This is a genomic window from Paenibacillus sp. GCM10027629 (genome assembly GCF_042676425.1).
Lineage (GTDB): Bacteria > Bacillota > Bacilli > Paenibacillales > Paenibacillaceae > Paenibacillus_K > Paenibacillus_K terrigena.
The window spans coordinates 743,075-755,572 of the sequence record NZ_JBHTGZ010000009.1 but is presented as its reverse complement, the minus strand read 5'-3'; the positions used below and the strand labels follow the sequence as shown (position 1 = coordinate 755,572).

Sequence of the window (12,498 nt, the reverse complement as noted above, 5' to 3'; positions counted from 1 at the left end):
CCCATAAGCCGTATTTATGGGAACGGGTGCGGATATGAATTAAGCTGCTCGGGCGACAAGGGCTCCAGCGAATAGGACAGCTCCGCAGGGACCCTGAGCACTCTATCCAGTCCCGTCAAACGGATGAGATGCTGCCCGAACGTCATCGGCAGCATGCCGGGAATGAGCACTTTCACACAATGAAGTCCGTTGCGACGCGTCTCAGGAGTCGTCTGGTCGACCACGATCACTTCAAGATTCAATTGGCGAAAAACATGCAACATGGCCTTCAGATCATCGGTCAGATCGGCGTTCCAGCCCCTCGGTTCAAACGCTTCGGCGAACGTTATCATCGGGCGATCGTCATTCAGCAGAAAATCGAGCCGTTCCTCCGCCTGTTTCAGCCCGTACAGCATGGAGTGGTCCTCCATCTGAACAACCTGGTACGGATCGTGAAGCATCCGTTCATACTGCTGACGGTTTTCCTCGAATTTCTCGCTGACCGTGAGCAGCATGCCCGCCACCTCGTGGATCGCGCTCTTCGCCGCGCGGATCGGATCCGGATGGGCGCCCGCAGCGCAAATGAGGTTCACGCCCCGCTCTTTCTTGTTTTTCGCGAGCGCCCACACGCTCGGTATACCGTGCTCCATTGTCGATTTATACAAATGCACCTCATAGCCCGCCACGGTCTCCAAACGATCCGTCATCCATCGCAATTCCCGGTCCTGGACCGAACGGTGGTCCAGGCGCGGCAGGGGCAGCCGCGCATACCAGGTCATGAGGAAGGAGTCGCGCTCCACCACTTCCAGCATCCCATAGAAGATCGCTTCCTCCAGACTGCCGCCCAGCGCGCAGCCATTGGACGTTTCGTAGACGAATCCGTGACCGCAACCCGAACTGTAATAAGCCAGCAGTTCCGGTACGAGAATCGGGCGCTGCTGCAGGAACGAATAGCCCCATACCCAATCGATCGGCCGCTCGGGATCGAATGGCTTGAACGGGAAGTCAGAACGTTCATACTGTTCCTTCGCATGGACGCCTACGCGGAGAGGATCGAGCGCCTGGTCCTGCACATTGCGGTAACTGTCATGAACGACGGATCGTTTGCCGCGGGGCGACAGACCGCAATAACGCTCCAGTCCCTCCAGGATGGCTGTCATTTCGCTATCCGCATAGCAGTGTGTCCGACCTGCGCAAGCCTCATCTCCGCCAAACAAGGGCAAATTGATGCTTGCATCGGCGAATGGGGACACGAGATCAACCATTTTCCCGTTCAGAAAACCGGTCCTAGCATCCAGGTATTCTTTGGCCAAAACATTCTTCAGCTCATCCATTGAACGGCTGCGATACGTTTTGTCGCTGATTTTCAGGCTTGGCTGCAACGCAACGCGGGCCGTCTCCGCATCGTCTTCAGGTAACGAGCCGCAGATTGGACATAGCGGATCGGGCAGGAAGAAGTGCGACGAGCTTTTCAACGTACGCAGATCGATCAAGTACATCCGGCCTTCCATCTCCGGCTGCCCGCCCTCCAATATCTTCACGGCTTCTGCCACAATAAGGCATGCCACCTGCAATAATCCCGTGCGTGACGCCCAAGCGTCCCGGGCGATTCCTCCATGCGACGCCAGCTTCTGCTGTAGGTCCCACGATTCCCTGCGGTCGCTTTCCGCCAGCAGGCGCCGGGTATCCGCGCATTGCGAGCATCCTTGCCCCTCCGGACGAACCAGCGGACCGACAATTCCCTCTCCGAATGCAACAAAACCGCGCAGCCAGGGCGTTCCCGACTGTCGGAAACGCTCCTCCGCCGCAGGATGAACGGAAGGATCCCATGCATCGTTCAACACCAGCGCCAAGTCTCCTGTTGTCGCCTCTCCAGATTCCATGCTCTTCTGCCGAATCAGCCGATAGCGGTCATCGGCAGACAATTGCTTGCTTACCAAATCCGCGAGCTGTCCTTCCCCAATGACCGTCACAATCGCGCTCAATGCGTCTCCTCCTCTCGCAGCGACACGCCAAACACGCCTGCCAGCTCTTCTTTCATAAACGGTTCTATCGACAAATCAACGACCGCGATCCGCTTATGGTTCAATTGCAGGATCTGCCGGACGGACTGCAGCGTCTTGCCGTATTCCGACTCATCGAAGCTGGGAATCGTCAGATTCTGCGGTAACGCATCTTCCACCTTGACCAATGAGCGCTCCAGGATTTGGCCTTGGATGTCCGCCGCATCGTTTTGGGTTTTCATCAGCGCCTGTCGGAGCGCTTCTCGCAGCGCCATCGTGCGGTTGACTCCGACTCCGCCATACCAGTACCCGTTCGTACCTACCCAGACGACCGGGAAACCCACCGCTTCTTGCCCCAGTCCGATTACCGGAGCGTCTCGCATCGTAGTTAATGCGCGCAAGCAATAGTGGCAAATATCATCCTCAACCTTGCTTAACTTGATTCGATGAACGGAGGGCAGGCTGGATTCGGAACGGCTTTTCAGCTCCTCGAACAGATAATTCCGCAGACCGCGGAAGACCGCTTCCTCTATTGTCTCTCCCGCTCCGATCCCTACATATTCTTGTGACTGCGAAGGTCTGGTAGCCTTCAGAACCCCGGCCAGTCGCGACACGTACGATTCGATGCCGACCAAACCCGCTTCCTTCCTTGCTTCATGATGCGTCATTCCTGAACAGACGATCTGCGGCAGCAGCTCGGCGGGGCCTTCCGACAACGGGTCGACTGCCTGGACACGACACTGCGAGAGCGGAAGCTGCTTCGAGTCCCCTTCTTCCCAACGGTGAAGAATGCCGGTCTTCTCCGAAGTCAAGCGATTGAAATAGGAGAGGAGACGGTCTGCTCCCTGCCTCTCCGTACGCTGATCGATCGGCAGGTCGAACGGATCCGTAGGCTCGGCCGGACGAAGACCCCTGACCAGCGGATGGGGAAGTAACGAATGCCACTCGCCCTCTAATGTTTCCGGATTCAGCAGAAACAGCTTTCCGTTCAATTCTGAAGCTGTCGTCCCCGTTACAGTCTTAAGCCATTCGAATACGACCACATTCGCGAGCATGGCTTCTGACGTACTAGATACGTCAGTTGCCCGCTTCTCATCGCCAAGGGCGGTTCGATGAATCCTGCGCCATGCGGATTCGAAGCAGATGTCCGAATCCGGGTCTACCAATGGCCCTACTATGCCCGCATGCCGCAAGTAGATGGCAGGTAGCAGTATCTTCTTCGCATCCTTGCAGGCATCATGCAGCGCTCTGAGCTCTCCGGGATCGTCATCCTGAGCGACGTAGAGAACGGAATCCGCCAGTCGTACGACTTCAGGCCAATTGAGGGAGCCGTCATGCGACGGAAAGATCTCCTCGATCTCGATCTCGGAGTCCGATAGCCGCGCGGTCGCTATCAGCTCGGAGATCCGCTGGCGATCCGTGGTCGCCTGGTTCGTGATCAACATACGAAACCGGGGCAATCCAGATTCCAACAAAGCCGCAACAAGCGAGACAAATATCGGACCGGAACCGACCGCAATCGGATTAGCCTGGCGATAGGTTTGAAAGCGGTGACCACCCGAACCGCCCAAGCTGTCCAGAAATTCGATCTGTGCGGAATATTTCCGTTCGATTGCTTCCGGGAGGCCGTGCGGGCGGTCTTGGCTGGTATCCCGGACAAAGCCGTTACTCAGCAGTACTTCCGCGATTTCATAAACCCGTTCCCTGTACGGTTCAGGCAGCCCATCCGTCAGATCCGCCATGGAATAATCCCCACTCCACATGGGCATCAATTTATCGATCCACTGATCGATCATGTCGCCTTCCATTCGGAATGAACCCGTATTATTGCGAAAATAGACGCCTCCATTCGAATCGGGGAGAAAGAACGTATCCCCTTTCACTTTCAAACGCATAGAAGGATTCAATTTTTTATTCCTCCTTAAGGTTTTGCCTCCGGCAAAACCACTTCGTAAGCATAAACTTAGGTTTTGCTGGAGGCAAAACCGCTTCGTAAGCATAAGCTTCGGTTTTGCTGGAGGCAAAACCATATTGTACGCAGGGCTTCATTTTCCCCCTCATTTTTAAGTTATGTAGAGCGGATTGTCCGTCATGTCTGAAACTAAAAAAGGAACAGCCCTGCAGAACGAGACATCTGCAGGGGCATACCTTTTACGGATCGCCAAACGGGCTTTTCGATACTCAGCGGCAGCGAGCGCAGCTTCCGCAACGTGAGCAGTTAAAGCAGTTGCTGCAGTTGAAGCAGTTACTGCAGCGGAAACAATTGCTGCAAGAACAAAAACCGCCGCTGCAAAAACCGACGCAAAAAAAGCAAATGCCAACACATAACCGGGAATCCCCCGGACCGGTCTGACCTTGCCCCGACGTAGGTGTCATCCCCGTCGCATTGAACTGGCCGACTTTCAAGTTTTGCAGATTCTTCTGGAAATCGCTCATTCTATACCCTCCGTATCATTCATTTCGCTGTCTCTGGATGGGGCAATCGATATACGAGAATGTTTAGATCTGGATCCGACCGGCATGCTGCCCATCCCATAATCGACTAGATATTTTATGTAATTGGATACGCTAGTGTTCCTATGACAACCGAATACAAAAAGAGGTGTGTAGTGGTGAATATTCGTGAAAGCAACGATCATGAGTTTAAACGTAAGACGGTTGAATATATGGAAACAACAGTCTACTCTCTGCATAATCCTAACTATGATGCGGTTCATCGAACTGTATCTAAGCACAAAGTAACGTTGACCAGAAAAAATACATCAATATAAAAAAGACAAAGCCACTCCTGCAACAATGGAGTGGCTCTGTCTTTATTGATTCTTTGTATCCCAATCAATATTATTTATCCAATCAATCCATAATGACTTTAACCCTTTAACTAGCGACTCTCCCCCAAATGTTATTATTCCTTCATGAGAAGCATAGATAATCCAATCCAAATTATGCGAAGTCCAAAACCCCTCACCGCCTGTAAAATCACCATTGTAGCAGTATTAGGGGTACAGATTTGAAACCTGTATGTTGTAGGTCTGACCTGTTTCTAGAAATTCAGTCACCTGCTCCACTCCATGTTGCTTAAGCAACGTAATAATATCATTTAACTTCTCTTCACTTTCAATATATTCGGAATTAAAAGCAATTAGGTCTTCTCTGCTGCAATCAAATAGTGGATACCAATAAGGTTTTCTTATATCCCATATGCGCTCCATATCTTTTCTCAAATTTATAGAAACCTCTTCTGGAATTATCTCCTTTTGCAAAAGAAAACCACCTTCACAAATGTAAGGTTCGTTTCGCCAACTGCTACTGTGAACGAACCATCATCTTCTTTGATACCCGTTAGAATTCCTGTAAAATGATTTGCTTATCAATATATTTACCTATTTAGTTGTATTATCAGGTGCAAGCAAATCGAGCATTGGTTTACGAGCTTCAGGTCCATATGCAACACTTCCGATAGGAACAGCATAATCTATAGCTTCGCTTACTTTAGCAATCCATATTGGCCCAAAACCTCCGCATAGTTCAATCATTTGAACGCCATCTTTCACAAGCTGCTGGGCGATTTGAATTACACGCTCTTTCTCTTCAAAATCAATTCCGATCGCAGTAAACGTGCAATCTTCGTTTCTGGTAGTAATTGTATTTTTTTCTGGGCTGAATTTTGGAGATAAATAGATATAAGCCCAATTATGAAGTGCCATAGAAACATTCCCCCGGTATATTTTAGTAATTACTCATACAGAAAATTATAAAAAATTAAAAAAATAATAGCAAATATGTCGGATTTCGTACCACTGCTCGTGATGCCTAAACAAAGAAGACGCCATCCAAAATACATCGGATAGCGTCTTGATATTTCGAATAGTTCTATTAAGGATTCGTTGACCAAAGTCCAGCATGTTTTAATACAACACGTGGATGAAGTTTTAGCTGTGCAACCATTAATTCTGCTAAATCTTCTGCTTGCATCACTTTTTCTGGGTTGCCGTCTGTTAAGTTTAGCTCAACAGCCATATCTGTTGCAACCGTACTTGGCGTTAACGTTGTAACGCGAATATTTTTCTTACGCACTTCAAGCATTAATGACTCACTTAGTCCAATAACAGCAGCTTTTGAAGCCGAGTATGCACTTGTAATTGGTGCACCTTTTTGACCAGCTGTTGATGAGATATTAATGATGTCGCCTGTGTTTCGTTCTATCATTTCCGGTAATACCGCACGTGTTGTGTAGTACACACCTTTTACGTTGACATCGATAATATTGGTCCATTCTTCAGGGGTTAAGTCCATGAAGCTACCGAATTTTGAAATGCCGGCATTGTTTACTAAAATATCGATTGCACCCAGCTCGCCACGAATTGATTCAACAGCTGTGGTGATCGAGTCTAAATCCGCTACATTCGCTGCAGCGATTGCTACTTTCACATCATACTGTTTAAGTTCCTCTGCTACTTGTTGTAAATTTTCAAGCGTACGTCCAACAAGACCTACGTGAATACCTTCTTGCGCAAAAGCTACTGCTGTTGCACGTCCAATTCCACGCCCTGCTCCTGTAATTAACGCCACTTTTCCTGCGATTGTTTGCATGTTTTTTGCTCCTTTGGATGAGATAGTTTTATTATAGACATCTTTAAGAGTAACTTCATCCTAATTACGGTTTTCCACATGGTGAAGATTTATGGATAACCAACTCCTCACAGATTCATTCCATGAGGAGTTGTCTACATTTATGAGAAAACCTCTACCCTCGGCCTTTCGAAGATGAGTGACCTATAAGTTTTGCTTGCAAAACTCGCTTCGAAAGCAGGGTAGGTTTTATCGCCAATCAGAAAGTTGTTTTTGCATGCCAAAAACTTATACTTTCTGATGTGGTAAGAATATCTTCTGTCCGCTCTTCGCACTCTCTATGGCACCCAGCACCATCGCCATGCTATGTATGTTGTCTCGGCAATCCGTCTCGGCACGGCGCCCGTGTTCCAGAGCCAGGAACATCTCATCCAAACAGCCTGCATGCCCCGTGTTTCCGTCCCACAGGAACGGTGCTTCCACGCGGACCATCTCCCGCATGAACTGGCCTTCCTGATTACCGGGAGACACCGCCTCGGCATACGGTGCACCCGCTCCGTCCCAGATGGCAGTTCCCTTCTCGCCCGTAATCCGCCAATCAGCTTCCCAGGATGTTGCCGCACCTTCCGCACACCATGAGCCGCGGTAACAGAATACCGAGCCGTCCGACATTTCAAAGATACAGATGGCGGAGGCGTTGCCTTGATACCAAGAACCTGGCGGATTGAATTCGTGACAGTACACCGATACCGGGTCTGCACCGAGTATAAATCGTGCTTGATCGAAGGTATGGATCGCCATGTCTAGGATCAAGGGGCTCTCCATTACATCGCGGAATCCACCGAAATGAGGGCCTAAGAAGAAATCTGCATTGATCATCCCGGGCTTCCCGATTGTCCCTTGTCGGATCAATTCGCGCAGCGCGCGAATATTCGGATCGTACCGCCGATTCTGCATCACCGCTAACGTCCGCCCAGTCGCTTCTGCCACCTGGATGATCTCCCGCGCTTGTTCCATCGAAGCCGCCATCGGCTTCTCGCCAAAAACATAACATCCCTGCTTCATTGCTGTCGTACTTATATGAAAATGACTGTCTGGTATCGTTACATCCAACACGAGATTGGCTTTCGATGCTGTAATCGCATGCTCCAAATCCGTATATAATCCACACGATAATTGGTACGTGTCTTTGATCTTCTGAGCATTCTCTGCATAGAGGTCTACCAGCGCAACAATCTCAGCATCTGCCCGCTTCATTACTTCCTTCACCCATGCGTGAGACATTCCACCGCAACCTGCGACAACGACTCGATAGGACTGTGTCTGCATCCCAACCCTCCGCTTCTATACCGGGTTCGGCACAAAAGAACCGCCGCGGCACTGTTTCAAATAATGTAATGCGTGAACTTGTCCTGTCATTTCCAGCTCATCCCGATAGACCGGATCATGCCAGCCCTCTATATCTATCGTTCCTTGATATCCTGCTTGGCGCAGGATTGTAATAATATCCGTCCAATTCGAATCCCCGAATCCAGGCGTACGGTGCCACACGAATTCTTTGGGACCGTGAATGCCATGTTCCTTTACGATGTCCCAAGCAATGGTCGCGTCCTTGCCGTGGACATGGAATACTTTACTTGCCCACTTCCGCAGCTGTGGAATCGGATCAATCAAACTTACCATCTGGTGGCAAGGCTCCCACTCCAGACCGATATTATCAGCCGGAACCGCATTGAACATCATTTCCCAAGCTTGCGGGTTATGTGCGATGTTCCAGTCGCCTTTCCACCAGTTGCCACCCATATCGCAATTCTCAAAGGCAATCCGTACGCCGCGATCGGCGGCACGTTGTGCTAGTTCGCTGAACACTACCTGAAAGCGGGGAATGGAAGCATCAATCGGTTGATCTGTTAGCCTGCCTGTAAAACCGCTTACGACATCGGCGCCGAACAAATGCGCGTGATCAATGACCCGCTCCCAGCTCGCTAACGTATCGGCATTGTCTCCTTCGGCTGTCAGCGGATTTCCGAATACACCCAGACTTGAAATTACAACACCATGTTCATCCACGATCTCTCGTACTCTTTTCGCCGTCTCTACCAGATCAATGTCCCCCGTGGACTGCCAGAATGTAAGGCTAAATGACTCAAACCCATGGGGTAAAATTTGCGGAATCATACGAACAGCATCATGCCCGCTGACCAAGGTACCTATACGCAAAAAATGATTACTTCCCATCATTGTCTACCACTCCTAAATTGAGTATAGTGTATTGCATAAGCCCATTTTAACGCCGTGAATTTGATAATTCTCTATACAATCTTGTGCTTTTTCGGTTCTATTTTGCGATAAGGAGCTTGAACGATGACCTATCCTCAAGAATTGCACGAACACACTTATTTTAGCGATCCCTCTTATCCGATTAACATCTTCAGGATCCATCAGGAGCCTTCCCATGTAGGTGCCCCTTCACTATATATGCACTGGCATGAACATTTCGAAATTTTACTGATGATCGAGGGTCGAGCTATATTTCATATCGACAGCAAACCCTTTGAAGCAGGGCCTGGAGACATCGTCATCGTCCCCTCAGGCGCACTTCATGTCGGATACAGTGCATGCGCAGGTCCATTAGAATACTATGCCATCGTCTTTAATGCCTCCCTGCTCAAATCCAACAAGGCAACAGATTCGATGCATGCCGTCTATATCGCGCCTTATCTGGATGGAAGTCTCTTGTTCCCCATTATGCATCGCCACATGGATATGTCGAATGCGTTGTTCAAGTCCGTGTTGGAGCAAGTGATTCAAGAATTCGAAGGGAAGCACCGCGGGCATGAGCTGATAGTCAAAAGTCACATGTATATCCTTTTCACCCTATTGTCTCGTCAATTCATGCCTAACCAACTACCTGAGAAAGTAAAGGCAAGTCATTCGAGAAATGTCGATCGGTTCAAAAAGCTTCTGCTTTATATCGACTCCCATTATCAAGAGCCAATTACGGTGGAGCAAGCCGCCTCGATTGTGAATCTGAATCCTTATCACTTCTGCAAAACGTTCAAGAAGGCGACTGGATCGACGCTGATCGAATACGTCAACTTTGTTCGCATGAATGCAGCCGAGCGACTGCTGCAAGATAGCGATCTTACCGTCACTGAAATTGCCGAGCACATCGGATGCAGCAATCCGAACTATTTTACCAAGCTGTTCAAACAATATAAGGGCATCGCTCCCTCGCAATGGAGGAAGGACGCCCTTCGATCTAAGTGTTGATGATCCCGCTTCTGCATTTCATGCATTCCCATTATGACGGCCACGAGCTCGTAATCAAGCAAGGGAACATAATGTTATTTGGGCCATATACTAGTGATTATTTGGAGAGGAGTATCCCCCAATGTATTATTATCCTTATCCTGGCTACTATCAAAGGCCAACGCCTTCAACTGATCCTGCTAATGTAGATCAATTCAAATACTCTGCGCAGCAATTTCTTGTACCTGCGACGGAAATGACCCATCTCTTGCATACGATTGCTTATAATCCTGGATACGCACAACAAATGAAGGAAGCAGCCTCAAAAAACAATGCGGAGGCGATTCGCGAATTAATTAAAGCCGCAGGTGTTAAAACACCTCATTCTGTTTATTTTACTCCTGACGGAATATTCATTACGATTAAGCCACAGGAAAACAGTGCATGTTCCGCTATACGTTTATCTCTTTGTTGGTGACGCTCTATGATAGAATAAACTCCTCACAGCTATAATCCATGAGGAGTTGTCTACACATATATAAGAATGCCTTCTATCCGCTCTTTAATCTTAATGATGATGCCGCTGTTGAATTTCATGCATTCCCATAATGACGGCCACGAGCTCGTAATCGTCAAGTCGGGATGACTGGTTATCCAAGCAATACGCTCCTGATTCGAACCAACTGCTGGTCTGCTCGAATTTCGCTACGAGCCGCTCTTGCATATCGTATATTTCATATTCCTTGGAAAAGGCCTCTGAGGTGATATCATACTCGCCCCGTCCATCCGTTTCATACGTAAACTTCTTGGAGAATAACGTCATTCGCTCACGCAGCAGGCCCAGTGACTCACCATGCGGACCTGTTACTTCCCATTTATTAGACAACATCGGAAACCGACCCGAGCAGCGAATCGCCCCCGTCTGGTCATACACATCCACAGTTGACGTGAATGCGCTCCGCAAATCCAATGTACCTAACAATTTCTGTGATTCGCTGAATATCTCCGTTTCCCCACTGCTAAAGAATCGATCTCGAAACATGAGCTTCATTTTTCATACCTCCTATAACCAATACGAACCATAAGAATGAAAAGGTGCAAAATAATTCCATATGTTCATTTTAGTTGCTCTACTTCGCAGCATAAATTACCAAATGAACCCTCGATGTACAAGAGCATATCTGCAATCCAAGGAAGCGATAGCGACCGGCCGCGACCGGTTAGGCAGTGCAGGGTTGTCGGTCCGGACCGAGGGCCGATTGGCCCGAAGCGTGAACATCGTGTTATGTGATGTCCTATGCCATCAGTGATCTGCCCACACTTCCTTACTTCTTAACAATAGGAAAATATATATCTGTTATTGATTCTTCTGCTTCTGGCCCTTTAAATCTTTCATCATATATTTCAATGTTGTATTGATTTGCTAATCTGTATTCATTGTTTTTAAGCCATGTTGTATATAGGTAATTGTGAACTTGACCCGCATTTTCTGCAGGTCCTTTAAAGGTAAATACAATATACTCATGCTTTGGTACTTCTCTAAAGACCATATCTTTTGGCAATTCTGTAGTTGCAGAAACCTCAACCCCTATAAAGTATTCAAATTTATCTGTTTCAGGATTATAATTCTCCGGATCAGTTGATAATCCAAATACTTCTCTTGTATTGATGATATTATGTATTTCTGATTTTCTAACCATAAATTGTTCAGCAAGATCAATTATCACTCTATTTTGTACATCCTCTAGAGTTACATCACATACCAAACCTACCAGTAATAATTCCTGTTTTTGAATCATTTTTGCTTCCATGAACATTCCTCCATTGAATGAGTTTTATATTAATTTGCATTGGATTTCATATACCGTTAATGTGTTCACGACGTCCCACCATCTCCGAAGGTCCGCAGCGTGATATCGGATGTCTGTGCCATCCTGATGGTTCTATCACTTATTTTATTTACTTTAATCTTAATCCTTTTAAAAACTTTTCTGATATCTCATTGGTTATACTAATTGCTTCTATTCTACTACTGGCTGGAGCAGTTATCATTTGACCCCTCTCCGAATTCCATCCAATACCGCTGTTATCCTTTAATTGATTTTGATCTGAAACTAATATTGTTACCTTAGTGAAATCGTTATTTATCACTAGTGATCCATATTGATAATTATGAGAACTTTCTGTTGCATTATCCTCTTTTCTATATTTAAAATACGGATAGTTAATAGCACCCCAACCTTCATTCGTAATTAATATATTTAATTTTCTCTGATCTAATGGAACAGGTATTTCTTCACCCGCTATGTCAATAGTACCTTCAAATTTTCTTTCCCCGAAGATGTTTTTGTATAACTTTCCTTCAATATTTACATTTACAAGTTTTTCTGACTCTAAAAGTTCAGTTCCTAATCTGTATTTTATACCTTGTGCATTAATATTAACTTTCTTGGGATAAAAATATATAAACATAACAATTGCCAAGGTTGTTAAAATTATTGTAATAACAGATAAAACAAGTTTCCTCATTGTGAACTCCTTATTTGTGCAGATTTCAGCTAACGTTGTATTCATGGACTTGTAAATAATCCCATATCTAGAGTATTCGCGAAATTATTGAGCTATCCTGCCCACTAGCTTAATAAAACAAGGAGCAGCTGCCGCGGCAATCTACTCCTTGTTTCGTTTAACT

13 protein-coding genes are annotated in these 12,498 nt (G+C 47.2%); 2 read left to right on the top strand and 11 right to left on the bottom strand.

Annotation, left to right across the window (positions count from 1 at the left end; all coding sequences use genetic code 11):
- Positions 1-14 precede the first annotated feature (14 nt).
- The 8 genes from ACFQZR_RS12975 to ACFQZR_RS12940 form a co-directional block, all read right to left on the bottom strand.
- Entirely contained in the window at positions 15-1,964 is a 1,950-nt protein-coding gene (locus ACFQZR_RS12975) for a TOMM precursor leader peptide-binding protein (RefSeq protein WP_379346413.1), read from the bottom strand.
- Positions 1,961-3,889 (bottom strand): putative thiazole-containing bacteriocin maturation protein, encoded by a 1,929-nt coding sequence (locus tag ACFQZR_RS12970; protein ID WP_379346411.1) that lies wholly within the window; start codon positions 3,887-3,889, stop codon positions 1,961-1,963. The genes ACFQZR_RS12975 and ACFQZR_RS12970 overlap by 4 nt, the downstream gene beginning before the upstream one ends.
- A 156-nt stretch (positions 3,890-4,045) precedes the next feature.
- The gene (locus ACFQZR_RS12965) at positions 4,046-4,306 is read right to left on the bottom strand and encodes a hypothetical protein (RefSeq protein ID WP_379346409.1); all 261 of its coding nucleotides are present in this window, start codon (positions 4,304-4,306) and stop codon (positions 4,046-4,048) included.
- Between the two features lie 672 nt (positions 4,307-4,978).
- On the bottom strand, positions 4,979-5,245 hold the full coding sequence (locus tag ACFQZR_RS12960) for a hypothetical protein (protein ID WP_379346407.1): 267 nt from the start codon (positions 5,243-5,245) through the stop codon (positions 4,979-4,981).
- Between the two features lie 120 nt (positions 5,246-5,365).
- Positions 5,366-5,689 carry a DUF6506 family protein gene (locus ACFQZR_RS12955; RefSeq protein ID WP_379346405.1) on the bottom strand — a complete coding sequence of 108 codons (324 nt, stop codon included), beginning with the start codon at positions 5,687-5,689 and terminating at the stop codon, positions 5,366-5,368.
- A gap of 169 nt (positions 5,690-5,858) precedes the next feature.
- Positions 5,859-6,575 (bottom strand): 3-ketoacyl-ACP reductase, encoded by a 717-nt coding sequence (locus ACFQZR_RS12950; RefSeq protein ID WP_018759383.1) that lies wholly within the window; start codon positions 6,573-6,575, stop codon positions 5,859-5,861.
- A gap of 267 nt (positions 6,576-6,842) precedes the next feature.
- Positions 6,843-7,883 carry a Gfo/Idh/MocA family protein gene (locus ACFQZR_RS12945; protein ID WP_379346403.1) on the bottom strand — a complete coding sequence of 347 codons (1,041 nt, stop codon included), beginning with the start codon at positions 7,881-7,883 and terminating at the stop codon, positions 6,843-6,845.
- Between the two features lie 15 nt (positions 7,884-7,898).
- Positions 7,899-8,795: a sugar phosphate isomerase/epimerase family protein gene (locus ACFQZR_RS12940; protein ID WP_379346401.1), complete on the bottom strand. Its 897-nt coding sequence runs from the start codon at positions 8,793-8,795 to the stop codon at positions 7,899-7,901.
- A 123-nt stretch (positions 8,796-8,918) separates the two neighbouring features.
- On the opposite strand from ACFQZR_RS12940, the gene ACFQZR_RS12935 reads away from it, so the two are divergent.
- Both ACFQZR_RS12935 and ACFQZR_RS12930 read left to right on the top strand, forming a co-directional pair.
- Positions 8,919-9,827, top strand: a complete 909-nt coding sequence (locus ACFQZR_RS12935) for a helix-turn-helix transcriptional regulator (protein ID WP_379346399.1) — start codon at positions 8,919-8,921, stop codon at positions 9,825-9,827.
- A 121-nt stretch (positions 9,828-9,948) separates the two neighbouring features.
- Entirely contained in the window at positions 9,949-10,284 is a 336-nt protein-coding gene (locus tag ACFQZR_RS12930) for a YuzC family spore coat inner layer protein (RefSeq protein WP_379346397.1), read from the top strand.
- 90 nt (positions 10,285-10,374) lie between these two features.
- Here the strand turns inward: ACFQZR_RS12930 and ACFQZR_RS12925 are convergent, their stop codons facing one another.
- The 3 genes from ACFQZR_RS12925 to ACFQZR_RS12915 form a co-directional block, all read right to left on the bottom strand.
- Positions 10,375-10,857 carry an LURP-one-related family protein gene (locus ACFQZR_RS12925; protein ID WP_379346395.1) on the bottom strand — a complete coding sequence of 161 codons (483 nt, stop codon included), beginning with the start codon at positions 10,855-10,857 and terminating at the stop codon, positions 10,375-10,377.
- A gap of 274 nt (positions 10,858-11,131) precedes the next feature.
- Positions 11,132-11,617 (bottom strand): GyrI-like domain-containing protein, encoded by a 486-nt coding sequence (locus tag ACFQZR_RS12920; protein ID WP_379346393.1) that lies wholly within the window; start codon positions 11,615-11,617, stop codon positions 11,132-11,134.
- A 148-nt stretch (positions 11,618-11,765) separates the two neighbouring features.
- The gene (locus tag ACFQZR_RS12915; RefSeq protein ID WP_379346391.1) at positions 11,766-12,380 is read right to left on the bottom strand and encodes a hypothetical protein; all 615 of its coding nucleotides are present in this window, start codon (positions 12,378-12,380) and stop codon (positions 11,766-11,768) included.
- Positions 12,381-12,498 lie beyond the last annotated feature (118 nt).

Coding starts and splice junctions, on each gene's coding strand:
- ACFQZR_RS12920 (WP_379346393.1), bottom strand. CDS start 11,617: ATGGAAGCAAAAATGATTCAAAAACAGGAATTATTACTGGTAGGTTTG.
- ACFQZR_RS12945 (WP_379346403.1), bottom strand. CDS start 7,883: ATGCAGACACAGTCCTATCGAGTCGTTGTCGCAGGTTGCGGTGGAATG.
- ACFQZR_RS12925 (WP_379346395.1), bottom strand. CDS start 10,857: ATGAAGCTCATGTTTCGAGATCGATTCTTTAGCAGTGGGGAAACGGAG.
- ACFQZR_RS12915 (WP_379346391.1), bottom strand. CDS start 12,380: ATGAATACAACGTTAGCTGAAATCTGCACAAATAAGGAGTTCACAATG.
- ACFQZR_RS12955 (WP_379346405.1), bottom strand. CDS start 5,689: ATGGCACTTCATAATTGGGCTTATATCTATTTATCTCCAAAATTCAGC.
- ACFQZR_RS12950 (WP_018759383.1), bottom strand. CDS start 6,575: ATGCAAACAATCGCAGGAAAAGTGGCGTTAATTACAGGAGCAGGGCGT.
- ACFQZR_RS12935 (WP_379346399.1), top strand. CDS start 8,919: ATGACCTATCCTCAAGAATTGCACGAACACACTTATTTTAGCGATCCC.
- ACFQZR_RS12940 (WP_379346401.1), bottom strand. CDS start 8,795: ATGATGGGAAGTAATCATTTTTTGCGTATAGGTACCTTGGTCAGCGGG.
- ACFQZR_RS12930 (WP_379346397.1), top strand. CDS start 9,949: ATGTATTATTATCCTTATCCTGGCTACTATCAAAGGCCAACGCCTTCA.